Annotated in this window: 18 protein-coding genes, 3 tRNA genes and 3 rRNA genes; 11 read left to right on the forward strand and 13 right to left on the reverse strand. The window is 58.1% G+C overall.

What is annotated here, in order from left to right:
• The 12 genes from AC0L4F_RS01985 to AC0L4F_RS02040 form a co-directional block, all read right to left on the reverse strand.
• Entirely contained in the window at nt 1–636 is a 636-nt protein-coding gene (locus AC0L4F_RS01985; RefSeq protein WP_244684695.1) for a LysE family translocator, read from the reverse strand.
• A 3-nt stretch (nt 637–639) separates the two neighbouring features.
• Nucleotides 640–1,734, reverse strand: a complete 1,095-nt coding sequence (locus AC0L4F_RS01990; protein ID WP_244684698.1) for an ABC transporter permease — start codon at nt 1,732–1,734, stop codon at nt 640–642.
• Nucleotides 1,727–3,328, reverse strand: a complete 1,602-nt coding sequence (locus tag AC0L4F_RS01995; RefSeq protein ID WP_244684700.1) for an ABC transporter ATP-binding protein — start codon at nt 3,326–3,328, stop codon at nt 1,727–1,729. The genes AC0L4F_RS01990 and AC0L4F_RS01995 overlap by 8 nt, the downstream gene beginning before the upstream one ends.
• Before the next feature lie 9 nt (nt 3,329–3,337).
• The gene (locus AC0L4F_RS02000) at nt 3,338–3,622 is read right to left on the reverse strand and encodes a hypothetical protein (RefSeq protein WP_244684702.1); all 285 of its coding nucleotides are present in this window, start codon (nt 3,620–3,622) and stop codon (nt 3,338–3,340) included.
• A gap of 69 nt (nt 3,623–3,691) precedes the next feature.
• The gene (locus tag AC0L4F_RS02005) at nt 3,692–4,696 is read right to left on the reverse strand and encodes a BMP family lipoprotein (protein ID WP_244684704.1); all 1,005 of its coding nucleotides are present in this window, start codon (nt 4,694–4,696) and stop codon (nt 3,692–3,694) included.
• 142 nt (nt 4,697–4,838) lie between these two features.
• Nucleotides 4,839–5,255 (reverse strand): GNAT family N-acetyltransferase, encoded by a 417-nt coding sequence (locus AC0L4F_RS02010; RefSeq protein ID WP_244684706.1) that lies wholly within the window; start codon nt 5,253–5,255, stop codon nt 4,839–4,841.
• Nucleotides 5,245–5,874: a tRNA (adenosine(37)-N6)-threonylcarbamoyltransferase complex dimerization subunit type 1 TsaB gene (tsaB, locus tag AC0L4F_RS02015; protein ID WP_244684708.1), complete on the reverse strand. Its 630-nt coding sequence runs from the start codon at nt 5,872–5,874 to the stop codon at nt 5,245–5,247. Before tsaB ends, AC0L4F_RS02010 begins: the two co-directional genes overlap by 11 nt.
• Nucleotides 5,864–6,427, reverse strand: a complete 564-nt coding sequence (locus tag AC0L4F_RS02020) for a NifU family protein (RefSeq protein WP_244684710.1) — start codon at nt 6,425–6,427, stop codon at nt 5,864–5,866. The genes tsaB and AC0L4F_RS02020 overlap by 11 nt, the downstream gene beginning before the upstream one ends.
• 92 nt (nt 6,428–6,519) lie before the next feature.
• Nucleotides 6,520–6,975, reverse strand: a complete 456-nt coding sequence (locus AC0L4F_RS02025) for a universal stress protein (protein WP_244684712.1) — start codon at nt 6,973–6,975, stop codon at nt 6,520–6,522.
• 82 nt (nt 6,976–7,057) lie between these two features.
• On the reverse strand, nt 7,058–7,921 hold the full coding sequence (locus AC0L4F_RS02030) for a branched-chain amino acid aminotransferase (protein WP_244684714.1): 864 nt from the start codon (nt 7,919–7,921) through the stop codon (nt 7,058–7,060).
• A gap of 159 nt (nt 7,922–8,080) precedes the next feature.
• Nucleotides 8,081–8,782 carry an orotidine-5'-phosphate decarboxylase gene (pyrF, locus tag AC0L4F_RS02035; RefSeq protein ID WP_244684716.1) on the reverse strand — a complete coding sequence of 234 codons (702 nt, stop codon included), beginning with the start codon at nt 8,780–8,782 and terminating at the stop codon, nt 8,081–8,083.
• 212 nt (nt 8,783–8,994) lie between these two features.
• On the reverse strand, nt 8,995–9,303 hold the full coding sequence (locus AC0L4F_RS02040) for a hypothetical protein (RefSeq protein ID WP_244684717.1): 309 nt from the start codon (nt 9,301–9,303) through the stop codon (nt 8,995–8,997).
• A gap of 232 nt (nt 9,304–9,535) precedes the next feature.
• Between AC0L4F_RS02040 and clpB the strand changes: the two genes are divergently transcribed.
• The gene (gene clpB, locus AC0L4F_RS02045; RefSeq protein ID WP_244684726.1) at nt 9,536–12,154 is read left to right on the forward strand and encodes an ATP-dependent chaperone ClpB; all 2,619 of its coding nucleotides are present in this window, start codon (nt 9,536–9,538) and stop codon (nt 12,152–12,154) included.
• An 86-nt stretch (nt 12,155–12,240) separates the two neighbouring features.
• Here clpB and AC0L4F_RS02050 read toward each other — a convergent pair whose 3' ends face one another.
• Nucleotides 12,241–13,482, reverse strand: a complete 1,242-nt coding sequence (locus AC0L4F_RS02050) for a calcium-binding protein (RefSeq protein ID WP_244684728.1) — start codon at nt 13,480–13,482, stop codon at nt 12,241–12,243.
• 248 nt (nt 13,483–13,730) lie between these two features.
• On the opposite strand from AC0L4F_RS02050, the gene AC0L4F_RS02055 reads away from it, so the two are divergent.
• The 10 genes from AC0L4F_RS02055 to AC0L4F_RS02100 all read left to right on the forward strand — a co-directional run bounded on the left by AC0L4F_RS02055 (nt 13,731) and on the right by AC0L4F_RS02100 (nt 24,566).
• Entirely contained in the window at nt 13,731–15,209 is a 1,479-nt protein-coding gene (locus AC0L4F_RS02055; RefSeq protein WP_244684730.1) for an FMN-binding glutamate synthase family protein, read from the forward strand.
• Nucleotides 15,210–15,350: 141 nt separating this feature from the next.
• Nucleotides 15,351–16,256 carry a protein-methionine-sulfoxide reductase catalytic subunit MsrP gene (msrP, locus tag AC0L4F_RS02060; RefSeq protein WP_244684732.1) on the forward strand — a complete coding sequence of 302 codons (906 nt, stop codon included), beginning with the start codon at nt 15,351–15,353 and terminating at the stop codon, nt 16,254–16,256.
• Complete coding sequence (gene msrQ, locus AC0L4F_RS02065) at nt 16,256–16,873, forward strand: protein-methionine-sulfoxide reductase heme-binding subunit MsrQ (protein ID WP_244684734.1); 618 nt, start codon at nt 16,256–16,258, stop codon at nt 16,871–16,873. Before msrP ends, msrQ begins: the two co-directional genes overlap by 1 nt.
• 22 nt (nt 16,874–16,895) lie before the next feature.
• Complete coding sequence (locus AC0L4F_RS02070; protein ID WP_244684736.1) at nt 16,896–17,342, forward strand: DUF302 domain-containing protein; 447 nt, start codon at nt 16,896–16,898, stop codon at nt 17,340–17,342.
• A 752-nt stretch (nt 17,343–18,094) separates the two neighbouring features.
• Nucleotides 18,095–19,554, forward strand: a 16S ribosomal RNA gene (locus AC0L4F_RS02075).
• 270 nt (nt 19,555–19,824) lie between these two features.
• A tRNA-Ile gene (locus AC0L4F_RS02080) sits at nt 19,825–19,901 on the forward strand.
• 168 nt (nt 19,902–20,069) lie between these two features.
• Nucleotides 20,070–20,145 (forward strand) — tRNA-Ala (locus tag AC0L4F_RS02085).
• 474 nt (nt 20,146–20,619) lie between these two features.
• Nucleotides 20,620–24,121 (forward strand): 23S ribosomal RNA (locus AC0L4F_RS02090).
• A gap of 143 nt (nt 24,122–24,264) precedes the next feature.
• Nucleotides 24,265–24,379 (forward strand): 5S ribosomal RNA (gene rrf / locus AC0L4F_RS02095).
• Together the 16S, 23S and 5S rRNA genes with 3 tRNA genes alongside form the textbook arrangement of a ribosomal RNA operon.
• Nucleotides 24,380–24,489: 110 nt before the next feature.
• Nucleotides 24,490–24,566: transfer RNA gene (locus tag AC0L4F_RS02100), tRNA-Met, on the forward strand.
• The last annotated feature ends 12 nt before the right edge of the window (nt 24,567–24,578 follow it).

Consider the following 24,578-nt stretch of genomic DNA (forward strand, 5'->3'; position numbering starts at 1 on the left):
TCAAGCCTCCGATGTGGCCAGCCGCCAGGCGGCAAAGGTGAAAAAGCCGCCAAGCGCGACCTCGATCCAGCGCCGTGCGCGCGCATAGGCACTGCGCACAGGCGGTGATGACAGCAGCAGCGCCCAGGCCGCGTGACAGCCAAAGGAAATGGCAAAGGCCGCAACCAGGAAGGCCGCGATGACCATCGCATTGCCGCCCTCGGTCGCGCCGATGGCTGCGATGGCCAGCCAGAACACAATCGCCTTGGGGTTGGTGACCTGCAACAGATAGCCGGTGGCAAAGTGTTGAACCGCAGAACGCGGTTTCACCGCCGCAGGCTTCAGCACAGGCGGGTCTATCGCCTTGCGAAATGCGCCCCAGGCCAACCACAACAGATAGGCCGCCCCGATCAGGCGCAAAATCTGCATGGCCCAGGCGGCATCGGCGATCAACAGCCCCACACCCAACAGCGTCGCGATGTTCAGACAGAGAGATCCGACAGCGATTCCCGTGGTGGCGATCAACGCCGGACCGCGGCCTTGGCTGGTGGCAATGCCAAGCAGCAGCGCCACAGCCGGACCGGGCGAGGATGCGGCGACCACAAGGATCGAAAACGCCGCAAAGAAGGCGGGGAGATGGGCGATAATATCCTGCATCGCTCAGCTCTCTTTCCGGCGCAGCGCCAGGAACAGACGTTCCAGCGGCATCCGCACCATATTGTCGAGCGCCCCGGTGAACAGGATCACCAGTGCCTGAATCACCACGATCAATTCGCGTGGAATATTGGTCCAGAGCGCCAATTCGGCCCCACCCTGATAGAGAAACCCGAACAGGATCGCCGCCAGCAAGACGCCCAACGGATGTGACCGCCCCATAAGTGCCACCGCAATGCCGATGAACCCGGCGCCCTCGGTGGCATTCATCACCAGGCGCTCGGCCTCGCCCTGGGTGGTGTTCAGGGCCATCAACCCGGCCAGAGCGCCGGAAATCAGCATGGTCACCACGGTGATCCGCACCGGCGAGATGCCGGCATATTTCGCCGCGCTTTCGGAATGGCCAAAGGCGCGAATTTCATAGCCCAGCCGGGTGCGCCACAACAGCAGCCAGACCACGACACAGGCGATCAACGCCAGAAAGAACGTCACATTCGCCGGGGCGCCGCGAAACAGGATGTTGTCTGCGGTGGAAAACATGTCCCGAAAGGTCGGCAAATGGGTGGCGTCGGGGAATTTGGCGGTGGCCGGGTCCATTGCGCGTGGCGGACGAAGCAGATTGACCAATACGTAGTTGAGGAAAGCAGCAGCGATAAAGTTGAACATGATCGTGGTGATCACGATATGGCTGCCGCGCTTCGCCTGAAGATAGGCGGGGATCAACGCCCAAAGCGCGCCGAACGCCGCCGCGCCCACAGCAGACCCAAGAACCGCTAAGGTCCAATGCGGCCAAGGAATATAGAGACAGATCAGCGCCACCCCAAGCCCGCCCAGCATCGCCTGACCCTCGCCGCCGATATTGAACAGGCGGGCGTGAAAGGCGACGGCGACCGCAAGGCCGGTAAAGATGAAGTTTGTCGCGTAATAGAGCGTGTAACCCCAACCAGACGAGCGCATGAGCGCGCCCTCAACCATCAGTTTGAAGGCCGCAACCGGATCTTCGCCGATGCCAATGATGACCAGCGCCGACAGGATCGCGGCAAGGATCAGCGAAATCAGCGGCACCAGAACCGCATCGGCCCATGCTGGCATTCTATCCATGGTGCTTTGCCTCTCGCGCTTCTTTTGCTGCCATTTGTTCTTCGACCGCTTCGATGATTGGTTTGTCGGGCATCTCTGTAATCCCGGCCATCATCAGCCCCAGTTCTTTTTCATCCGTCTCGGAGGCAAGCCGTTCGCCCATCACCTTGCCATCGAACATCACGGCCACCCGGTCCGACAGGGACAGAATTTCGTCCAATTCGACCGAGACAAGCAAGACCGCCTTGCCCTGATCACGCAGGGCGACAATCTGTTGGTGGATGAATTCAATGGCGCCGATGTCGACGCCGCGGGTCGGCTGGCCCACCAGCAACAGATCGGGATTGCGCTCGACCTCGCGGGCGACAACGATTTTCTGTTGATTGCCACCAGAGAAGTTTTTCGCAGCAAGCATCGGGTTGGGCGGTCGCACGTCGAATTTTTCGATCTTGCGCAACGTGTCGGCCTTGATCGCGGCGTTGTTCATCAGAATGCCGGATTGGAAGGCCGGGTCATGATGATAGCCAAAGGCGGCGTTTTCCCAGGCTTGATAATCCATGATCAGCCCCTCGCGCTGGCGATCTTCGGGCACATGGGCAATGCCGCGCGCCCGGCGCGATTGGCCGTCCGATTTGCTGCCGGTCAGATCAATTGGGGTGCCATTCATCCTGATTTCGCCGGTCGCGGTGCGATAGCCGCCCAGAACCTCAAGCAATTCAGACTGGCCGTTGCCCGCCACCCCCGCAATTCCAAGGATTTCGCCGGCGTGTACCGTCAGATCAATGCCTTTGACCCGTTCAACACCGGCGCTGTCGACCACGCGCAGATTGCGTACTTCCAGGATCGGCGCGCCGGGCGTTGCGGGGTCCTTGTCCACCTGCAACAGAACCTTGCGACCAACCATCAGCTCTGCAAGGTGCTCCGGGTTGGTTTCGGTGGTTTGGACGGTTGCGGTCATCTCACCCCGGCGCATGACGCTGACGGTGTTGGTGATGTCCATGATTTCCCGCAGCTTGTGGGTGATCAGGATGATCGTTTTGCCCTCTTCGCGCAAGCGATTGAGAATGCGGAACAATTGATCGGCTTCGGCGGGCGTCAGCACGCCGGTCGGCTCGTCCAGAATCAGGATATCGGCCTGACGATACAGTGCTTTGAGGATCTCGACCCGCTGTTGGTGACCCACCGAAAGCGTTTCCACCACGGCGTCGGGGTCGATTTTCAACTCATATTCTTCGGCCAGATCGGTCAGGGCCTTGCGCGCTTTGGCCAGTGAGGGGCGCAGCAATTCACCGTCTTCGGCGCCAAGGATGACGTTTTCCAGCACGGTGAAATTGGGCACCAGTTTGAAATGCTGAAACACCATGCCGATGCCCGCGGCAATCGCGGTCTGGCTGTCGGTGATCGTGGTTTTGTTGCCCTGAATAAAGATTTCGCCCGCGTCAGCCTTGTAGAAGCCATACAGGATCGACATTAGCGTCGATTTCCCGGCGCCGTTTTCGCCGATGATGCCGTGGATCGTGCCAGGCATGACCCGGATCGAAATATCCTTGTTGGCCTGAACGGGGCCAAACGCCTTGGATATGCCTTTGAGTTCAATGGCCGGTGCCGATGTCATTTGCGTCCCCTAATTCCGGCGGCGACAGACCGCGCGAGCGATCTGTGCGACTTCTATGTCATGAAACCGGATAAAACCCGTGTTTGCAAAGGTGTTTTCCACTGCGATCGGCGCATTCCTGGAATCAAGCGCCACGCATTGCAAGTGGCTGTCCCCGTCGGCCAGAAATTCAAACCGTGCATCGCCCGCCCCATCGCGGTGGATCATGACGTCTTCTGCAATGTCGAACGTGATGGTTTCGGATGCTGCTGCATCGGGCAGACAGCAAGGTACAAAGGCGGTTTTGCGAAACATGGGCCCTCGGCAATTTGGAAGGGCCGCGCCGATTTCCCGGCGCGGCCCGTGTCGCGACTTTGCGCAGGTTTAGAAGTTCAGAACCGGGCAGCTGTCGTTTGCATAGTAGCTTACAACATCAATTTCGCCGTCGATGATCTTTTGGCGCGCCTCGTCGGCGGCGGCCTTCATCTCGTCGGACAGCAGCGCTTCGTTGAACTCGTCCACGGCATAGCCGACGCCGTTTTCTTCAAGTCCCAACACCATGGTGCCGCCGGTTTCCAGCATTTCGCCTTCCATCATCGCGTTATAGACCGCGACATCGACCCGTTTCAGCATCGAGGTCAGAACCTTGCCGGGGTGCAGGTGGTTCTGGTTGCTGTCGACGCCGATCGACAGGATGCCCTCGTCTGCGGCGGTTTGCAGAACGCCAACACCGGTGCCGCCGGCAGCCGCGTAAATCACATCCGCGCCTTGCGAAATCTGGGCTTTTGCCAGCTCAGAGCCTTTGACCGGGTCATTCCATGCGGTCGGCGTGGTGCCGGTCATGTTGGCCACAATGTTGATGTCCGGGTTTGCGGCCTTGGCGCCCTGGGCATAGCCACAGCCAAAGTGACGGATCAACGGCACATCCATGCCCCCGATAAAGCCGACGGTGCCGGATTCAGACGCCATCGCCGCCAGCATCCCAACAAGGTAGGAGCCCTGGTGCTCTTGAAACGCGATCATCTGCACATTGTCGGGCACATCCGGCAGGAAGCCGTCAATGTTGACGAATTTGGTGTCGGGATAGTCGCCGGCGACCTCTTCGATGGCCGATGCAATGGCAAAGCCTGTGGTCACAACCGGGTTTGCACCCGCTTCGGCAAAGCGGCGCAGCGCCTGTTCACGTTGCGCTTCGGACTGCAATTCGATTTCCAGATACTTGCCGCCGGTTTCCTGGGCCCAACGTTCAGCACCGTTAAATGCGGCTTCGTTAAAGCTTTTGTCGTACTTGCCGCCAAGATCATAGATCAGCGCGGGATCCGCCAGTGCCGCCCCAGCCATCAGCGCGGTGGCTGCGGTCGTGGCAAGGATTTTGTTCAGAAAAGTCATAAGTTGCTCCCGTTGGAATACGGCGGGGTGGCCCCCGCACGTGGGTCTTGGTCCGGGTCGACCCGGATCATTGCCGATTAAGGCCGGGTTGCAGGCGGACGGTCAACCGATTCTTGTGTATTTCCGTGGCGGAAACGGGAGGTTAGGCCAGACTTTTGCGCAAGATGACTGCATCTGCGGCAGGCTGTTCGGCACGCGGGTAATAGGCCTTGCGGCGGCCGGACTCGGCAAAACCGGCATTGGCATAAAGCCCGCGTGCGGCGGTATTGTCTTCGGCAACTTCGAGAAACAGGGTGGTGACCCCAGCCGAAAGCAGCCTGTCACACATATCGGCGATCAGACTGCGCGCCACGCCTTTTCGCTGGGCGTGCGGGGCGACGGCGATGGTCAGGATTTCGGCCTCTGGCGGGATGGATTGCACAAACATCAGACCGTCATTGTCCGGGCTGGTCAGCCAGATCATGCCGCGCGCTTCGGTCAGCTGGGCAAATTCTGCCGCGCTCCACGGACGGTTTGGAAAACAGGCTGCATGCAGCGCGGCCATGGCCTCAGGTGTCATCAAGCATCACCGGGGGCCTGTCACGCGATGGCGCGGCATCGGCGGCACGGATATAAAGCGGGGCCGGGGCGGTTACGTCGCCGTTGCAACGCACTGCGGCGATGCGGGCGGTGGCCTCGGCAATATCACAGATTTGCGGGCGAATATCGCCGCCTGCCAAGAGATCCGCGCCGGGGCCGGTGATCGGCGATGTCGGCACGAAATCCGCGATCTCGATCAGACGGGGCGCGCCGGATGGAAATTCCTGGACATAGACCCGGTCGCGGCGGGCGTCGATCATTGCGGTCACCGGCTTGTCATGGCCATAGGCCGCGGCCGCCAGCGCGCTGACGCCAACAGCGGGAATGTTCAGCGACAATGCCAGCCCGCGCGCCGCCGAGACGGAAATGCGGATGCCGGTGAAATTGCCGGGACCGATGCCGACCCCAAGCGCAGAAAGATCCTGCCAGCCTGCGCCGCCTTCGGCGAGCACCTCCTCCAGCAATGGGAACAATCGTTCGGCCTGACCGCGTGCCATCATGTCCGTGCGGTGAGCGATCAGCCGATCACCAGACAGCAAAGCGGCCGCGCAATGCGCGGCCGATGTATCAAATCCCAGAACGAGGTCATCAGACGGCAACGGGCCGCACCTCTGTCACCTCGGGGATGTAGTGGCGCAACAGGTTTTCGATGCCCATTTTCAATGTGAGCGTCGAAGACGGGCACCCGGCACAGGCCCCTTGCATATGCAGGTAAACAACGCCGCGTTCAAATCCGTGGAACGTGATGTCGCCCCCATCCTGGGCCACGGCAGGGCGCACGCGGCTGTCGAGCAACTCTTTGATCTGGTTGACGATTTCACCATCTTCACCAGAATGTTCCGCATGGCCCGAAGACCCGCCGACATCCCCCGCCATCACCGGTGCGCCGGATTGGAAATGCTCCATGATTGCGCCCAGAATGGCGGGTTTCAGGTGGTCCCATTCCATGGTGTCGGCTTTGGTCACGGTCACAAAGTCATGGCCGAAAAACACACCTTCGACCCCCGGCACGGCAAACAGCCGTTCCGCCAGCGGCGAGGCCGCCGCGCCGTCGGCGCTGGGGAAATCTGCGGTGCCCATTTCCAGCACGGTTTGACCCGGCAGGAATTTCAGGGTCGCGGGATTGGGGGTGGATTCGGTCTGGATGAACATGGGACATATTCCTTATCGCTGACCTCAGATATGTCGATCCGGGCCCGCGATGTCAATGTTTGGAATGATTCTAAAACAGCTGGGGTCGCCGGTCAGGTGATAGCCTCCAGCCGGTCCTTGGACAGATCACCGGGCACAATGGTAATCGGCACCGGCAAAGAGCCGGCATTGCGGGTCAATTGGGTCACCAGCGGGCCGGGGCCCTTTTTGTCGGTGCCAGCCCCAAGAACCAGAACACCGATTTCGGAATCATCCTGAACCTGGGCGATGATTTCGGTCACGGGCTCACCCTCGCGGATGACCAGCTCCGGGTCGACATTCTGACGGTCCCGCATCCATTTGGCAAAAACCTCGAAATGGGCGTGAATCCGTTCCCGCGCCTCTTCGCGCATGATGTCACCGACCCCGATCCAATGGTTGAACTCGTCCGGTGGAATCACCGAAAGGATTTCCACGCCACCGCCGGTGTGGCTGGCCCGCATTGCTGCAAAGCGCATGGCGTTAAGGCATTCGCGGCTGTCGTCAAGTACGACTAGAAACTTGCGCATTGTGATACTCCTTCGCGGGCGGATCATGCCTCTATTCCGGCAGGCGGACAATTGAATTATGTGGCAAAAGCCCCGAGGTTGATTATCGCTGGCTTGCGGCCCAGTCCCAATAGAGCGACCGCACCCGTTGGGTCAGCGGACCAATTTGATATTGTGTGTCATCAAAGGCGGTGACTGGCGTGACCTTCATCATGTTGCCGGACAGGAATACCTCGTCCGCGGTATGGAAATCGGCAAAGCTGAGTACGGTTTCAACCACCTCGACCCCATCGGCGCGCAGGTTTTCGATATGGCGGGCGCGGGTGATCCCGGCCAGAAACGTGCCATTGGCGATCGGGGTCAGGACCACATTGTCACGCACCATAAAGACATTGGCGCTGGCGGTTTCCGCGACATTGCCCAATGCGTCCGCCACCAGCGCATTGCCAAATCCCTTGTGGCGGGCTTCGGCCAGCATGCGGGCATTGTTGGGATAAAGGCAGCCGGCCTTGGCGTTGACCACCGCAGTGGCAAGCACCGGACGGTGAAAGGAGGTGGTGGTCAATGTGGTGGCGGCGGTGTCCGGCGCCATTGGAATCGCCTCCAGCGAAATGGCAAATCCGGTGACGCCGGCCTTGGGCACAATGCCGAGAAAGTCGCCCTCGAGCGCCCAGTACATGGGGCGGATATAGACAGCGGTGCCCGGCGCATAGCTGGCCAGACCCTCGCGGATGATCGCCACCATATCGTCGGGGCTGACCGTGGGGGTGATCATCAGGGCCTCGGCCGAGCGGTTGACGCGGGCGCAATGGCGATCGAGGTCCGGCGTCAAACCGTTGACCATCCGCGCGCCATCAAACACCGTGGTGCCCAGCCAGGAGCCGTGATCCGCCGCTTTCATCACGGCGAGATCGCCATCGTGCCATTGGCCCTGAAAATAGGTGCGAATATCGGTGCCGGTTGCCATGGATGATCCTCCTGCATTCAAACGATTGGGGGCGAAAGATTGAGGGTAAAGGTTTGGGGGCCAGGTGGTCAGCGCGGTGGCCGCGGAAACGACCCGCCGTGACCCTGTTCAGCAACCCTGTAACACAGTGACCCGGTAACAGAGACCCAGAACCAAAGATTAGCGGTTCAATTCCGAGACGATTGCCTGCGCGGCCTCACGCGGGGCGGAGGCTTGCCAGACCGGGCGACCGACCACGATGTGGTCTGCGCCATTGGTGATGGCATTCCTTGGGGTCACGATGCGTTTCTGGTCGTCGTCTGCCGCGCCGGTCGGACGAATGCCGGGGGTCACGATCAGGCGGCCTGCGGCCTCGGGCAGGGCGCGGATCATCGCGGCCTCGCGGGCAGAAGCGATCACACCGTCGGCCCCGGCCTCAAACGCGCGGGCGGCGCGGGTGGTGACAATCTCGGCAATGTCGCCCGGCGCGATCAGGGCCGCATCGAGGTCCGCACGATCCAGCGATGTCAGCACGGTTACCGCCAGGATTTTCATGTCCTTGCCGGCGGCGCCTTCCTTGGCGGCGCGTACGACCTGGGGGTCGCCATGAACGGTGAGGAAATCGAGGTCGAATTGCGCCAACCCGCGCACTGCCGCTTCGACCGTGGCGCCGATATCGAACAATTTCATGTCCAGAAAGATGCGTTTGCCCTGTTCTGACTTCAACTCGTTGGCCAGCGCAAGCCCGCCGCCCGTCAACATGCCAAGGCCGATTTTATAGAAGCTGACGGCATCGCCCAGCTGTTCGGTCAGGGCCAGACCCGCCACGGCATTGGGGACATCGAGGGCAACAATCAGGCGGTCATCGGACAGAGGGGGCATGGGCGCGGTTCCTTGGCTGGGTTCGATCCGCCCGTGTTTTGCGCGCTGGTGTCGGTAAGGCAAGGGGTTTCGGGCCGGAAAAGCCAGTGCGTCGATGTTTGTGTCGTCACGCCGGGGCGTGCCGACAGGCTGGGGGCCAGCCCCCAGACCCCCGGGATATTTGGCCAGGAGAAAGACCGAATTGCGCCCGCAGCAGCATCTGCGCAGTGTGGTTAGCGGTGCAGGATTTGTGCCAAATAGTTCGGCCGCGCGTTCAGGATATGGGTTGCGATGTCGAGGTTTTGTTCAGGTGCAGATCGGGTTGTGCGGCTGCAGGTCAGAGTGCAGGTGTCCGGGGCGTGTTGCGCCCGGGCGCGCGCCGAGAGCGCGGATTTGATCACATCGGGGTCGGTGTCGATTGGTGCCGGGTAGTCGATGCTGTAGGTGAAGCTGTTGGTGGCGTCCATCAGGGTTACCTGGGCTTCGAAAGAACCGGTTTCCGCGTTGTGGCGGACATCGGTGATGCGGGTTTTCAGCTGCATGTCTGTCTCCGTTCCTAGAGCATTAAGGTGCACGGCCCTTGTGGATAAGATGGGGCCATAATTCGGCAGAGGAAGGGGATGTTCGATTTTGCGGCGTCACGTTTCAGTCATACCGCCGTTACCTTGAAATCCTGATCGGGCTTGCCCACCTATGGTTCAGAGGCCCAAAAGGGGGGTGTGCCGCACAGTCGGGCATCGTCGAAATCGGGCGCTTAACATGAAGGAGAGAGCCATGGACTTAGCGAAGTTCACGGAGCGGTCGCGCGGGTTTATTCAGGCGGCGCAGACCATTGCCATGCGGGAAAACCACCAACGGTTGGCCCCGGAACATATCTTGCGCGCTTTGCTGGATGACGAAGAAGGTCTGTCCGCCAATCTGATCAAACGGTCGGGTGGCGCACCGGAGCGTGTGGTGCAGGCCAATGATCTGGCGTTGGGGAAAATTCCCAAGGTGTCGGGGGATGCCGGACAGATCTATATGGACAATCTGACGGCCAAGGTGCTGGACGAGGCCGAGAAGGTCGCCAAGAAGGCGGGGGATTCATTTGTCCCGGTCGAGCGGATTCTGATGGCGCTGGCCCTGGTCAAATCCGAAGCCAAAAAGGCGCTGGAGGCTGGTGCGGTGAGCGCGCAGAGCCTGAACGAGGCGATCAATGACATCCGCAAGGGGCGCACGGCCGATACCGCCAGCGCCGAGGATGGCTATGAGGCGTTGAAGAAATACAGTCTTGATCTGACAGAACGTGCCCGCGAAGGCCGGATTGACCCGATCATTGGTCGCGACGAGGAAATTCGCCGTGCGATGCAGGTGCTGAGCCGCCGGACCAAGAACAACCCGGTGCTGATCGGTGAACCGGGCGTGGGTAAGACGGCAATTGCCGAGGGGCTGGCGCTGCGGATCGTCAATGGCGATGTGCCGGAAAGCCTGCGCAACAAGAAGCTGTTGTCATTGGACATGGGCGCGCTGATTGCCGGGGCAAAGTACCGTGGTGAATTTGAAGAACGTCTGAAAGCGGTGCTGTCGGAAGTTACGGCCGCAGCGGGCGAGATCGTGTTGTTCATCGACGAGATGCACACACTGGTCGGTGCGGGCAAGGCGGATGGGGCGATGGATGCCTCGAACCTCTTGAAACCGGCGCTGGCGCGGGGTGAGTTGCATTGTGTCGGGGCGACCACGCTGGATGAATATCGCAAGCATGTGGAAAAGGATGCTGCGCTGGCGCGGCGGTTCCAGCCGTTGATGGTGGCAGAGCCCACAGAGGAAGACACGATTTCCATCCTGCGCGGCATCAAGGAGAAGTATGAGTTGCACCATGGGGTGCGGATTTCCGACAGTGCCCTTGTGGCGGCGGCGCAGCTGTCGCACCGGTATATCACTGACCGGTTTTTGCCGGACAAGGCCATCGACCTGATGGACGAAGCCGCGTCGCGTTTGCGGATGGCGGTGGATTCCAAACCGGAAGAGCTGGACGCTTTGGACCGCGATATTCTGCAAAAGCAGATCGAGGCCGAGGCGCTGCGCAAGGAAGATGATCAGGCGTCCAAGGACCGGCTGGACAAGCTGGAGCGTGAATTGGGGGATCTGCAGGATCAATCGGCGCAGCTGACCGCGAAATGGCAGGCCGAGCGCGACAAGCTGAGCGCGGCACGTGATATCAAGGAGAAGCTGGACCGGGCGCGGGCCGAATTGGACATTGCGAAACGCAACGGTGATTTGGCCAAGGCGGGTGAGCTGTCGTATGGCGTGATCCCGCAGTTGGAAAAGCAGCTGTTGCAGGCCGAGGAGCAAGAGCAGGACGGCGTCATGGTCGAAGAGGCTGTGCGTCCTGAACAGATTGCGCAGGTTGTCGAACGCTGGACCGGCATCCCGACCTCGCGGATGCTGGAAGGGGAACGCGAAAAGCTGCTGCGGATGGAACAGGAGCTGCATCGCCGGGTGATCGGTCAGGATCAGGCGGTCAAGGCCGTGTCGAATGCCGTGCGCCGGGCGCGTGCGGGCCTGAACGACGAAGGGCGGCCGCTGGGATCGTTCCTGTTCCTTGGGCCAACAGGCGTGGGGAAAACCGAGCTGACCAAGGCGGTGGCGAATTTCCTGTTTGACGATGACAACGCGATGGTGCGCATCGACATGTCTGAGTTCATGGAAAAACACGCAGTATCCCGTCTGATCGGTGCGCCTCCGGGCTATGTCGGCTATGACGAAGGTGGGGTGTTGACCGAAGCGGTGCGGCGGCGACCTTATCAGGTTGTCTTGTTCGACGAGGTCGAAAAGGCGCATCCGGACGTGTTCAATGTGCTGTTGCAGGTGCTCGATGATGGTGTGCTGACCGATGGTCAGGGCCGGACCGTGGATTTCAAGCAGACCTTGATTGTGTTGACCTCGAACCTTGGGTCGCAGGCGTTGTCACAACTGCCCGAAGGTGCCGACAGTGCCCAGGCGCGGCGCGATGTGATGGATGCGGTGCGGGTGCATTTCCGGCCAGAATTCCTCAACCGGTTGGATGAAACCATCATTTTTGACCGGCTCAAGCGCGAGGATATGGCGGGGATCGTCGATATTCAGCTTGCCCGGCTGGTCAAACGTCTGGCGGCCCGCAAGATCGAGCTGGATCTGGACGAGGCGGCGACCAAATGGCTGGCTGATGAAGGGTATGATCCGGTGTTTGGCGCACGTCCGTTGAAACGGGTGATCCAGCGCGCCTTGCAGGATCCGCTGGCGGAAATGCTGCTGGCTGGGGATGTGGCCGATGGGGATCTGTTGCCGGTCAGTGCCGGGGCAGAGGGGTTGATCATCGGCGACCGCGTGGCGGCGACCAATCGGCCCAGACCGGATGATGCGGTCGTTCATTGACCGGCGCGGGTGAAAGACTGCCCATGTGCTGAGCCATATAGAAACGCGCCGGATCGCTCCGGCGCGTTTTTTATGGCCGTGTTAGCCTAAATCAGGATGGCTTCGGTGTCGAAATTCGACATCGACGTGCCAAGCAGCAAGATGCTGCTGCCGTCCGGTGTTTCGATTTTCAAACCGGTGTCGGTGTCGGCGAACAGCAGATCGCTGGTGTCGTTCAAGCCAAGTGCGGTCAAATCCAGCCTATCTGCGCCCGTGCCAAAGCCCTGAATGGTGTCATTGCCGGACATTGTATCAAATACAAAAAGATCGTTGCCATATCCGCCCTGCAGGTAGTCATCGCCGGCCCCACCGTTCAGCGTGTCATTGTCAGCGCCACCGCTAAGCGTGTCGTTGCCGTCGCCACCCGTCAGGGCGTCGCGACCACCGCCGCCCCAGAGCCGGTCTTCGCCTGCGCCGCCGTTCAGGATGTCCCGGCCATTGCCGCCATAAAGGATGTCCATACCTGCATCGCCGTTCAGGGTGTCATTGCCTTCACCGCCGAAAAGCGTGTCCTGGTCATCGCCGCCATGGATCAGGTCGTTGTGATTTCCGCCCACCAGCCGATCATTGCCCTCGCCCCCGAACAATGTGTCGGTGCCGTCCCCGGCAATCACATTGTCATCGCCCTGGCCGCCATCCAGCAGGTCATTGCCGTTGCCACCGCGCAGGTCATCCCGGCCCGCGTCACCCGACAGTCTGTCGTTGCCGTTGCCGCCGCGCAGGGTATCGTCGCCGATACCACCCGCGGCGACGTCATTGCCGCTGCTGCCATAGATACTGTCCTGACCGTTTCCGCCCAGCATGGTATCATTGCCATTGCCGCCAAAGAGCGTGTCGTCACCGTCGCCGCCGTCCATCACGTCATTGCCATTGGCGCCCACCAATTTGTCGATGCCGCTGTTGCCGTTCAGCGTATCCTTGCCATCGCCGCCATTGAGCGAGTCATCGCCGGTGCCGCCGTTCATCAGGTCGTCACCGGTGCCGCCGCGCAATGTGTCGTTGCCTGTCCCGCCATGCAGGACATCATCCTTGCCACCCGCTTCGAGCCGGTCATCGCCGTCGCCGCCCCAAAGGGTGTCCAGGCCCCAATTGCCGCGCAGGTAATCATTGCCTTGATTCCCAAACATCAGGTCGTCGCCACTGCTGCCGCCCATCGTGTCGTCGCCGGCCTGTCCATACATGATATCGTCAAACGATGTGCCGTTGACCAAATCGGAAAGCGGGCCCGCGAAAATCGGGGCGATGGGATTGACGTAAAGGGTTGTGCCTTGGGTAATTTTTGAATTCACGGGCAACGCTCTATCTCCTGTCGCTGCATTGGATGACGAAACAATCATGGTTCTTGGCGTGGATTGTGGTCAGATTATGACCGACCCCGGGCGGTCGCGGTGTGGGAATACGATTTTCGCCAAGCTGCGCGCAAACCGACACATAAGTGGGGTATTTGCCGCCCCGAAAGGTGCAATTGTCCGTTGCCGCGACGGGGCGAACGCGCGATGGTTCGCACGGACAAAAGCGCCGCACAAAGGAGTCGTTGATGGGCCTCGCATTCCAAATCGTAAATTTCGTGGCGGTGTTGTTTGCCGGGCTGTTCGGTCTGTTGCTTCTGACAGCGGTGGTCATGTTCTTTATTGACCGGACCCAGCGCGCCGATGCGATCCGGCGCAATTATCCGGTGATTGGGCGGTTTCGGTATCTGTTTTCCGGGCTGGGGGAATTCTTTCGCCAATACTTCTTTGCCATGGACCGCGAGGAACTGCCGTTCAACCGTGCGCAGCGCGATTGGGTGGATCACGCGGCCAAGGGCGTGGACAATATGGTGGCGTTCGGCTCGACCCGGAACACAGATGTGCCGGGAACGCCGATTTTCGTGAACTCGGCCTTTCCGCCGCTGGATGACCAATTTGCCAAGACCGCGCCGATGGTCATCGGCGAAGGCGTGCCGCGCCCGTTTACCGCGCCGTCGATCTTCAATATTTCCGGCATGTCTTATGGTGCGATTTCCAAACCGGCGGTGCGTGCGCTCAGCCGCGGGGCAAAGGCCGCCGGCATCTGGCTGAACACCGGCGAGGGCGGGCTCAGCCCGTTCCACCTGGAAGGGGGCTGTGATGTGGTGTTTCAGATCGGCACGGCGAATTTCGGCGTGCGCGGCCCCGATGGGCGGTTGAGCGACGACAAGCTGCGCGAAATGGCGGCACATGAAACCGTGCGCATGTTCGAGATCAAGATGAGCCAAGGCGCCAAACCCGGCAAAGGTGGTATCCTGCCGGGGGCCAAGGTCACGCCCGAGATTGCCGCCATTCGCGGGCTGGAGGTCGGGCAGGACGGGATTTCGCCAAACCGCCACACCGGGGTTGATGATTGGGGTGACATGTTGAACCTGATCGACCGGGTGCGCCGGGTGACGGGCAAACCTGTTGGCTTGAAGATGGTGGTCGGCTCGGAAGAAGGGATTGCCGGCCTGTTTGAGGAAATCGGGCGGCGCGGGTCGGACAGCGCGCCGGACTTTCTGACCATTGATGGCGGCGAGGGCGGCACCGGCGCCGCGCCGATGCCGCTGATGGATCTGGTGGGGATGTCGGTGCGCGAAAGCCTGCCGCTGGTGGCCGATATGCGCAATGCGGCGGGGCTGAAGGATCGCATCCGCCTGATTGCCGGGGCCAAGATGGTCAATCCCGGCGATGTGGCCTGGGCGCTTGCGGCGGGGGCCGATTTTGTGGTATCGGCGCGCGGCTTCATGTTTGCGCTTGGCTGTATTCAGGCGCTGAAGTGTAACAAGAACACCTGCCCCACCGGCATCACCACCCATGATCCGCGGTTTCAAAAGGGGTTGGTGGTCGAAGACAAAGAGGTGCGCGTGGCGCGCTATGCCAGCCAGATCATCAAAGAGGTCGAAATCATTGCCCATTCCGTCGGCGTGGCCGAACCGCGGCTGATCCGGCGTCTGCATGTGCGGATGATGCAGGACAATGGCCGATCGGTATCCATGCGTGATGTGGTCGGGCCCAGTAAGTAAGCACCGCGAAACGTTACAGTCATACCACGGGAATTTGAGAAGACTTTGTTTTGTTGATCCCGGCCAAGTGTCTACATTCCCCTGCAACCGGGATGCCTGCGACTGCATCCCGTCACTGTTCAAGGACCAAGGGGATTACATATGGCCTTTCGCTGGAAGAATACTTTAACCGACAATGACGTCACACCGGAATCCGTCTATCTGAACCGCCGTCAGCTTATGGGCGGCGCAGCCGGGCTTGGGCTGGCGTCGATTGCGGGTCCGGCGCTGGCAATGGGGGAAGAGCTTGAACCCAACAGCTATGAAGACATTACCAGCTATAACAATTTCTATGAATTCGGCACCGGCAAGGATGATCCGGCGCGCAATGCCCATGCGCTGACCACCACGCCCTGGACGGTCAAGATCGACGGTATGGTCGACAAGCCGGGCGACTATGCCTTTGAGGACATCATGAAGGCGATGACCGTCGAAGAGCGCCTGTATCGGTTCCGCTGTGTCGAGGCCTGGTCGATGGTCGTGCCGTGGAACGGATTTGAGCTTGCCGACCTGCTGAATATGGCCGGTGTGCAATCGAGCGCGAAATATGTCGCCTTTGAAACCCTGTTTCGCCCGGACGAGATGTTCGGTCAGAGTTCCCGCGTGCTTGAATGGCCCTATGTCGAGGGTCTGCGCCTGGACGAGGCCATGCACCCGCTGACGATCATGGCGACCGGAATTTATGGCAAGGACATTCCAAACCAGAACGGCGCGCCGCTGCGTTTGGTGGTGCCGTGGAAATACGGCTTCAAATCCATCAAATCCGTGGTGCGCATCACACTGACCGACGAAGAGCCGCCCACCAGCTGGAACAAGGCCAATGCGCGTGAATACGGATTTTATTCCAATGTGAACCCAGAGGTCGATCACCCCCGTTGGTCGCAGGCCAGTGAGCGGCGTATTGGTGGCGGTCTGTTTGCCAAGCGTGAACCGACGCCGATGTTCAATGGCTATCAGGAAGAAGTGGCGAGCCTCTATGATGGTATGGATCTGCGGAAACTGTTCTGATGATCGATCAATTGAATGCTGGTCTGCGCCGGGTTCCGGCGTGGCTGCTCTATATTGTGTTGCCGCTTCCGGCGCTCTGGTTCCTGTATCTTGGGGCAACCGGGGGGCTGGGCGCAGAACCGATCAAGGCCCTGGAGCATGAGTTGGGCGAATTTGCCCTGCAATTGCTGATTGTCGGTTTGGCGGTGACGCCGTTGCGGCGGTTCGTCGGGGTGAACCTGATCAAATTCCGTCGGGCGATCGGGATTATGGCGTTCTTTTATGTCTTCCTGCATTTGCTGACCTGGTTGGTGCTGGATGTGCAGATCCTGTCCCAGATCTGGGCTGACATCGTGAAACGCCCCTATATCACCGTGGGGATGGCCGCCTTTGTTGTGCTCTTGCCGCTGGCACTCTCGTCCAACAATTATTCGGTCCGCAAATTGGGGCCGCGATGGCGCAAGCTGCATAAGCTGACATATCTCGCCGTGCTGTTGGGGGGGCTGCACTATGTGATGCTGGTCAAGGGGTTTCAGTTGGAGCCGCTGCTCTACATGGCGGTCATACTTGGGCTGCTTGTTCTCAGAACCGACATCAAGAAACTGCGCCGCCGGTTCACACCCCAAAGCGCGACTTGAATCAACACAGGGAAAGACAACGATGCGTACCTTGATATTTGCTCTTCCGTTCTTGCTGGCGACCGGCGTTGCTGCGGAGACCGTAAAAGTGGCGACCGATAAAGCCGTCGTCGAAGCCGCCGACGCTTTGGTGGCTGCGATCGAAAGTGCGGGTGCCACTGTGTTTGCGCGGGTCGATCATGGGGCCGGGGCCAAGAGTGTGGGCGAGGATATTGGCGCCTCCCAGCTTGTGATCTTTGGCAACCCTAAGGTCGGCACCCCGGCAATGATCGAGTTGCGCGAAGCAGGGTTGGCTTTGCCGCTCAAGGTTCTGGTTTATGAAGACACACAGGGTGGCGTCTGGTTTGCCTATGAAGACCCGGCAGAGCGGCTGGCCGATCTGGCGGATGGCGCACTTCCACCAGAGGTCACCGCGCCCATGGCCGGAGCTTTGGATAATTTGACGGCCAAAGCGGCTCAGTCGGACTGATTTACGCATCCGACTCGTTTTTCTGGCGTATTTTTTGTTTGCTGGATTTTGCTTTGAGTTGGGTTTGTGGGGTTGTTCTTGTGGGTAAGTCTGTGGGCGACTTAGATGTGGGGTTTTTGGGGTGTGATGTATATACTGGGTTGTTGTTCTGGATGAGGGTGGATGTCCGTTTGCTCAAAAACTATTCACGGTAACCTGTTGAATTTGTTTATTTTTCGCAGAAACTTTGCAAAACTTTGGAATTTTGTGATTTTGTGCTTGCGGGTTTTGCTGGGTAACACTAGAACCCCCTTCACCGGCGGCGCTGAGGCGCACAACGGGACGCCAGACGGGGCGGCGGCGACGAGGAAACGAGGCGCTGACGCAGACGAGACGGAGAAATTTTTGAGGTATTGACGGGCGGGCGCGCCAATAAGTTAGGGCGCATCCGGTTGGTTTTTGTCTCTACGCTGTTTGAAATGATTGATATCTGAAGAGATATGTGGGCGGTTTGGTTCGTTTCGACGAACGGATGTTTGCATATCGCGCCGGTAGGGTTTGATGCACTTGTGTATTTTGTCCGATGACCGGTGACAGCTTCACTGTTTGAGCGGCTTTTGTTTACTTTGGTAAGCTGAAGCACAATCAAACAGATGACTTCCGATGCGTGTCCAATCCTTAGCCGGGTGGACAAAGTAGCTCGCCCCCAAAGCAGTTACGAGTATCGGAGATGTGCAGAGGTTCGAACGTCAAGGATACGCAGTAATGCGTTTCAACTTGAGAGTTTGATCCTGGCTCAGAACGAACGCTGGCGGCAGGCCTAACACATGCAAGTCGAGCGCACCTTCGGGTGAGCGGCGGACGGGTTAGTAACGCGTGGGAACGTACCCAGATCTAAGGGATAGCCTCGGGAAACTGAGAGTAATACCTTATACGCCCTTCGGGGGAAAGATTTATCGGATTTGGATCGGCCCGCGTTAGATTAGATAGTTGGTGGGGTAATGGCCTACCAAGTCTACGATCTATAGCTGGTTTTAGAGGATGATCAGCAACACTGGGACTGAGACACGGCCCAGACTCCTACGGGAGGCAGCAGTGGGGAATCTTGGACAATGGGCGCAAGCCTGATCCAGCCATGCCGCGTGAGTGATGAAGGCCTTAGGGTCGTAAAGCTCTTTCGCCAGAGATGATAATGACAGTATCTGGTAAAGAAACCCCGGCTAACTCCGTGCCAGCAGCCGCGGTAATACGGAGGGGGTTAGCGTTGTTCGGAATTACTGGGCGTAAAGCGCACGTAGGCGGATCAGAAAGTATGGGGTGAAATCCCGGGGCTCAACCCCGGAACTGCCTCATAAACTCCTGGTCTTGAGTTCGAGAGAGGTGAGTGGAATTCCGAGTGTAGAGGTGAAATTCGTAGATATTCGGAGGAACACCAGTGGCGAAGGCGGCTCACTGGCTCGATACTGACGCTGAGGTGCGAAAGTGTGGGGAGCAAACAGGATTAGATACCCTGGTAGTCCACACCGTAAACGATGAATGCCAGTCGTCGGGTAGCATGCTATTCGGTGACACACCTAACGGATTAAGCATTCCGCCTGGGGAGTACGGTCGCAAGATTAAAACTCAAAGGAATTGACGGGGGCCCGCACAAGCGGTGGAGCATGTGGTTTAATTCGAAGCAACGCGCAGAACCTTACCAACCCTTGACATCCTAGGACAACCTGAGAGATCAGGCCTTCCTTCGGGACCTAGTGACAGGTGCTGCATGGCTGTCGTCAGCTCGTGTCGTGAGATGTTCGGTTAAGTCCGGCAACGAGCGCAACCCACATCTTTAGTTGCCAGCAGTTCGGCTGGGCACTCTAGAGAAACTGCCCGTGATAAGCGGGAGGAAGGTGTGGATGACGTCAAGTCCTCATGGCCCTTACGGGTTGGGCTACACACGTGCTACAATGGCAGTGACAATGGGTTAATCCCAAAAAACTGTCTCAGTTCGGATTGGGGTCTGCAACTCGACCCCATGAAGTCGGAATCGCTAGTAATCGCGTAACAGCATGACGCGGTGAATACGTTCCCGGGCCTTGTACACACCGCCCGTCACACCATGGGAGTTGGGTTTACCCGAAGGCCGTGCGCCAACCTTTCGAGGAGGCAGCGGACCACGGTGAGCTCAGCGACTGGGGTGAAGTCGTAACAAGGTAGCCGTAGGGGAACCTGCGGCTGGATCACCTCCTTTCTAAGGATGATCTTAGCAGCGAGAACTTGTTCTCACTCGTAGATCACTTAGCAGTCTCTGTTCTGTTAGCCGAAGGGCGACGGGACATTAAAAGAGACATATATCAGCTCCTCAAGAGCTTGAACCGAGCCGTCCTCATATCTCTTCAGAAAATAGAAACACGCGGGCTTCCGGCTCGTGAGTTGCCTGGGTTGGGTTCGCCCTCTCAGCGTTTTGCTTTGCAAACCGCCTGCCGGGCAATGTCGTTTTTGCCTTTGGCAAAAACACCTTGGGTCGGTAGCTCAGGTGGTTAGAGCGCACGCCTGATAAGCGTGAGGTCGGAGGTTCAAGTCCTCCTCGACCCACCAACGCCTCATTTGCCGTAGGCAAGCGAGGTGGTCACGGAAGTGGTTGGCGCAAGCCAGACACATGTGACAACGTGCGTTAGCAAAATACGATGGCCTTTCTCTTCTCGACTTTCGGCATAGCCCGAAAGTCTGCCAGAGTACGGTCCCGCATTTTGCGGAGCAAAATACGGGGCCTTAGCTCAGCTGGGAGAGCGCCTGATTTGCATTCAGGAGGTCAGGAGTTCGATCCTCCTAGGCTCCACCATAGCTCTTTGCGCAGCAAAGAGCGGAACGAGCGGAAGTGGTTGGCGCAGCCAAGCACGTGCGAGACCTTACTTACATCGATTTGATCGGTAAGCATTTGCGAATGTTTACCCGTCCAATCGGACGTGAGCTTCTTCGGAGGCTTTGACATCGTTTAGAGAGATACAAAATATCAACACTGTTTGATCGCCCGAGTATGGGATTGATCTCAGTGGGGTGCTGATCCCCTTGTGGGAGATGCGAGCAGGACTTTAGGTTGTTTCCTCGACCGAACCCCTGTCTGCCTTGCTGAAACGAACAGAGTTGTCCAAGTCAAGTACACTAACTGATGCTGATCTTCTGATCAGCATGGGATAGTTTGCTTTTGATCGGAAAGAACGTTTGTATATTGTTTTACGGCTGGCTGCCTGGTGTTTAACCGCAATCATGTAGTCGCGAAGGCTGTGAAATGAGCAATCTGTCTCTTTCTGGATCAAATCAAGCGCGAGAAGGGCGTTTGGTGGATGCCTTGGCAGTAAGAGGCGATGAAAGACGTGATACTCTGCGATAAGCCATGGGGAGCCGAGAATATGCTTTGATCCATGGATTTCTGAATGGGGGAACCCACCTGAATGTTCATTATAATAACTTCGGTTGTTTATAATGTTCATAACCAGGTACTTAAAGACTGAATACATAGGTTTTTAAGAGCAAACCCGGGGAACTGAAACATCTAAGTACCCGGAGGAAAGGAAATCAATTGATACTCCGCTAGTAGTGGCGAGCGAACGCGGATCAGCCAAGCCTTGAGAGTGAAAAGAACGACCTGGAAAGGTCGGCCATAGTGGGTGACAGCCCCGTATTTGAAGCTCGATGGGATGTATTAAGTAGGGCGGAACACGTGAAATTCTGTCTGAAGATCGGAGGACCACCTTCGAAGGCTAAGTACTCCTTACTGACCGATAGTGAACCAGTACCGTGAGGGAAAGGTGAAAAGCACCCCGACGAGGGGAGTGAAACAGTACCTGAAACCGAACGCCTACAATCAGTCGGAGCTTGACTGGACTCTAATGATAATCTGATGCATGCCGCTTCCTGGAAACAGGGAGTTGGATATGGCAGACGGAACTTTTGCCATTCTCATGTTGGTCGCAGGACTGACGGATATGGGAATAAATCATTGTGGCACATCGCAGGGCTGTCTTGGCCGAAGCGACGTGACACCAAGGATCGCCTTCTCGGGCGGTCAGGTTCTTGAACGCCGCGCAGAAACGGGAAGTGAAGTCTATCTTCGCTATGATCTTGGGCGCCGTACCGGCCCCTTTGGTCATGCGGTGGGGCTGAGTGTCGGGTCTCGGGGTGAAACCTGGGTCGGCATTGGTCAGACCTACACGATGGACTTTGGTTCCAGCCCGTTTTTTGCGGAATTGCATGCGATGACCGGTGTGTATGACGCCGGTGACGGCCTTGATCTGGGCGGCGCTATTGCGTTCCGTTCGGGTGCCGAGGTCGGTTGGGAAAACAAACGCGGTTGGCGGTTTGGTCTCAGCTTCGATCATCGATCGAATGCGGGGATTTATGACCACAATCCGGGTGTTGAGACCGTGCAGCTGCGCGTGTCGGTACCAACCAGATAGCATTCCAGATACCAACCTTTCCGGATCAGCCCAGTGGCGATCCGAAGGATCGGTGTACCTGCATTGAGCAGGCACGGAGTGCAAATTATCATTAGTGTCCAGTCTTGTGACGGCGTACCTTTTGTATAATGGGTCATCGACTTGGTCTATCTAGCAAGCTTAAGCCGTTAGGTGTAGGCGCAGCGAAAGCGAGTCTTAATAGGGCGCATGAGTTAGATGGATCAGACCCGAAACCGAGTGATCTAGGCATGACCAGGATGAAGGTAAGGTAACACTTACTGGAGGTCCGAACCCACACCTGTTGAAAAAGGTCGGGATGAGTTGTGCCTAGGGGTGAAAGGCCAATCAAACTCGGAGATAGCTGGTTCTCTGCGAAATCTATTTAGGTAGAGCGTCATCCGAATACCCCGGGGGGTAGAGCACTGGATGGGTAATGGGGCCCCACAGGCTTACTGATCCTAACCAAACTCCGAATACCCGGGAGTACTAGATGGCAGACACACTGCGGATGCTAACGTCCGTAGTGGAGAGGGAAACAACCCTGACCTACAGCTAAGGCCCCTAATTCATGGCTAAGTGGGAAAGCAGGTGGGACGACCAAAACAACCAGGAGGTTGGCTTAGAAGCAGCCATCCTTTAAAGATAGCGTAACAGCTCACTGGTCTAAATAAGTTGTCCTGCGGCGAAGATGTAACGGGGCTCAAGCCATGAGCCGAAGCTTAGGATGCCGTAAGGCATGGTAGCAGAGCGTAGTGTGACATAGTTCCACGCGTCCTTAATCCCTTTGGGGATATTGGACGCAGGGAGCTTTCTGTGAAGCCGGCGCGTGAGCGATCCGGTGGAGAGATCACTAGCGAGAATGATGACATGAGTAGCGACAAAGAGTGTGAGAGACACTCTCGCCGAAAGTCCAAGGGTTCCTGCTTAAAGCTAATCTGAGCAGGGTAAGCCGGCCCCTAAGGCGAGGCAGAAATGCGTAGCCGATGGGAACCACGTTAATATTCGTGGGCCAGGAGGATGTGACGGATCTCAGAGGTAGTTCATCCTTATTGGATTGAATGGGCTGCTGAGAGGTCCCTGGAAATAGCCCTCCATCAGACCGTACCCTAAACCGACACAGGTGGACTGGTAGAGAATACCAAGGCGCTTGAGAGAACGATGTTGAAGGAACTCGGCAAAATACCTCCGTAAGTTCGCGAGAAGGAGGCCCGGTTCCTAGGCAACTAGGGGCTGGGGGCACAAACCAGGGGGTGGCGACTGTTTACTAAAAACACAGGGCTCTGCGAAGTCGCAAGACGACGTATAGGGTCTGACGCCTGCCCGGTGCCTGAAGGTTAAAAGGAGAGGTGAGAGCCTTGAATTGAAGCCCAGGTAAACGGCGGCCGTAACTATAACGGTCCTAAGGTAGCGAAATTCCTTGTCGGGTAAGTTCCGACCTGCACGAATGGCGTAACGACTTCCCCGCTGTCTCCAACATCGACTCAGCGAAATTGAATTGCCTGTCAAGATGCAGGCTTCCCGCGGTTAGACGGAAAGACCCCGTGCACCTTTACTACAGCTTCGCACTGGCATCAGGACTGCAATGTGCAGGATAGGTGGTGGGCTTTGAAGCAGGAACGCCAGTTTCTGTGGAGCCTCCCTTGAGATACCACCCTTTGCATTCTTGATGTCTAACCGCGGTCCATTATCTGGATCCGGGACCCTGCGTGGCGGGTAGTTTGACTGGGGCGGTCGCCTCCTAAAGAGTAACGGAGGCGCGCGATGGTTGGCTCAGACCGGTCGGAAATCGGTCGTTGAGTGCAATGGCAGAAGCCAGCCTGACTGCAAGTCTGACAAGACGAGCAGAGACGAAAGTCGGTCATAGTGATCCGGTGGTCCCGAGTGGAAGGGCCATCGCTCAACGGATAAAAGGTACGCCGGGGATAACAGGCTGATACTGCCCAAGAGTCCATATCGACGGCAGTGTTTGGCACCTCGATGTCGGCTCATCTCATCCTGGGGCTGGAGCAGGTCCCAAGGGTACGGCTGTTCGCCGTTTAAAGAGGTACGTGAGCTGGGTTTAGAACGTCGTGAGACAGTTCGGTCCCTATCTGCCGTGGGTGTAGGATACTTGAGAGGAGTTGCCCCTAGTACGAGAGGACCGGGGTGAACGATCCACTGGTGTACCAGTTGTTCCGCCAGGAGCAGTGCTGGGTAGCTATGATCGGACAGGATAACCGCTGAAGGCATCTAAGCGGGAAGCCCCCCTCAAAACAAGGTATCCCTGAGGACCGTGGTAGACCACCACGTCGATAGGCCAGAGATGTAAGCGCGGTAACGCGTTCAGTTGACTGGTACTAATGGTCCGATAGGCTTGATTTGATCCAGTAATAGATAGATTACTCGGAACATGATCAAAGCAAACATCACATAAAACACGATAAATGTACCTGACTTGGACACTCTCGACAGAGAGTGAAACACAATTGCGCTTCAGCCGCGCAAACTTACCGGGGCTTTCCCGGTCTGGTGATCATAGCACGAGCAAAACACCCGGTCCCATCCCGAACCCGGCCGTTAAGTGCCGTCGCGCCAATGGTACTGCGTCTCAAGACGTGGGAGAGTAGGTCATCGCCAGACCTGATAAGCCCCGATAAAATGTATCTCTCAAACGATATCACCGACAAAGGCCAATACCAGCCGATATGCAAAAGGCCACACCAGCCTCAAGGCAATAGGCCAAAAAATGGCGCGGGATGGAGCAGCCCGGTAGCTCGTCAGGCTCATAACCTGAAGGTCGTAGGTTCAAATCCTACTCCCGCAACCAAACACCAAGAAT

The organism is Marinovum sp. J2-8 (assembly GCF_055808435.1).

Coding starts and splice junctions, on each gene's coding strand:
- AC0L4F_RS01985 (WP_244684695.1), bottom strand. CDS start 636: ATGCAGGATATTATCGCCCATCTCCCCGCCTTCTTTGCGGCGTTTTCG.
- AC0L4F_RS01990 (WP_244684698.1), bottom strand. CDS start 1,734: ATGGATAGAATGCCAGCATGGGCCGATGCGGTTCTGGTGCCGCTGATT.
- AC0L4F_RS01995 (WP_244684700.1), bottom strand. CDS start 3,328: ATGACATCGGCACCGGCCATTGAACTCAAAGGCATATCCAAGGCGTTT.
- AC0L4F_RS02000 (WP_244684702.1), bottom strand. CDS start 3,622: ATGTTTCGCAAAACCGCCTTTGTACCTTGCTGTCTGCCCGATGCAGCA.
- AC0L4F_RS02005 (WP_244684704.1), bottom strand. CDS start 4,696: ATGACTTTTCTGAACAAAATCCTTGCCACGACCGCAGCCACCGCGCTG.
- AC0L4F_RS02010 (WP_244684706.1), bottom strand. CDS start 5,255: ATGACACCTGAGGCCATGGCCGCGCTGCATGCAGCCTGTTTTCCAAAC.
- AC0L4F_RS02020 (WP_244684710.1), bottom strand. CDS start 6,427: ATGTTCATCCAGACCGAATCCACCCCCAATCCCGCGACCCTGAAATTC.
- AC0L4F_RS02025 (WP_244684712.1), bottom strand. CDS start 6,975: ATGCGCAAGTTTCTAGTCGTACTTGACGACAGCCGCGAATGCCTTAAC.
- AC0L4F_RS02030 (WP_244684714.1), bottom strand. CDS start 7,921: ATGGCAACCGGCACCGATATTCGCACCTATTTTCAGGGCCAATGGCAC.
- pyrF (WP_244684716.1), bottom strand. CDS start 8,782: ATGCCCCCTCTGTCCGATGACCGCCTGATTGTTGCCCTCGATGTCCCC.
- AC0L4F_RS02040 (WP_244684717.1), bottom strand. CDS start 9,303: ATGCAGCTGAAAACCCGCATCACCGATGTCCGCCACAACGCGGAAACC.
- clpB (WP_244684726.1), top strand. CDS start 9,536: ATGGACTTAGCGAAGTTCACGGAGCGGTCGCGCGGGTTTATTCAGGCG.
- AC0L4F_RS02055 (WP_244684730.1), top strand. CDS start 13,731: ATGGGCCTCGCATTCCAAATCGTAAATTTCGTGGCGGTGTTGTTTGCC.
- msrP (WP_244684732.1), top strand. CDS start 15,351: ATGGCCTTTCGCTGGAAGAATACTTTAACCGACAATGACGTCACACCG.
- msrQ (WP_244684734.1), top strand. CDS start 16,256: ATGATCGATCAATTGAATGCTGGTCTGCGCCGGGTTCCGGCGTGGCTG.
- AC0L4F_RS02070 (WP_244684736.1), top strand. CDS start 16,896: ATGCGTACCTTGATATTTGCTCTTCCGTTCTTGCTGGCGACCGGCGTT.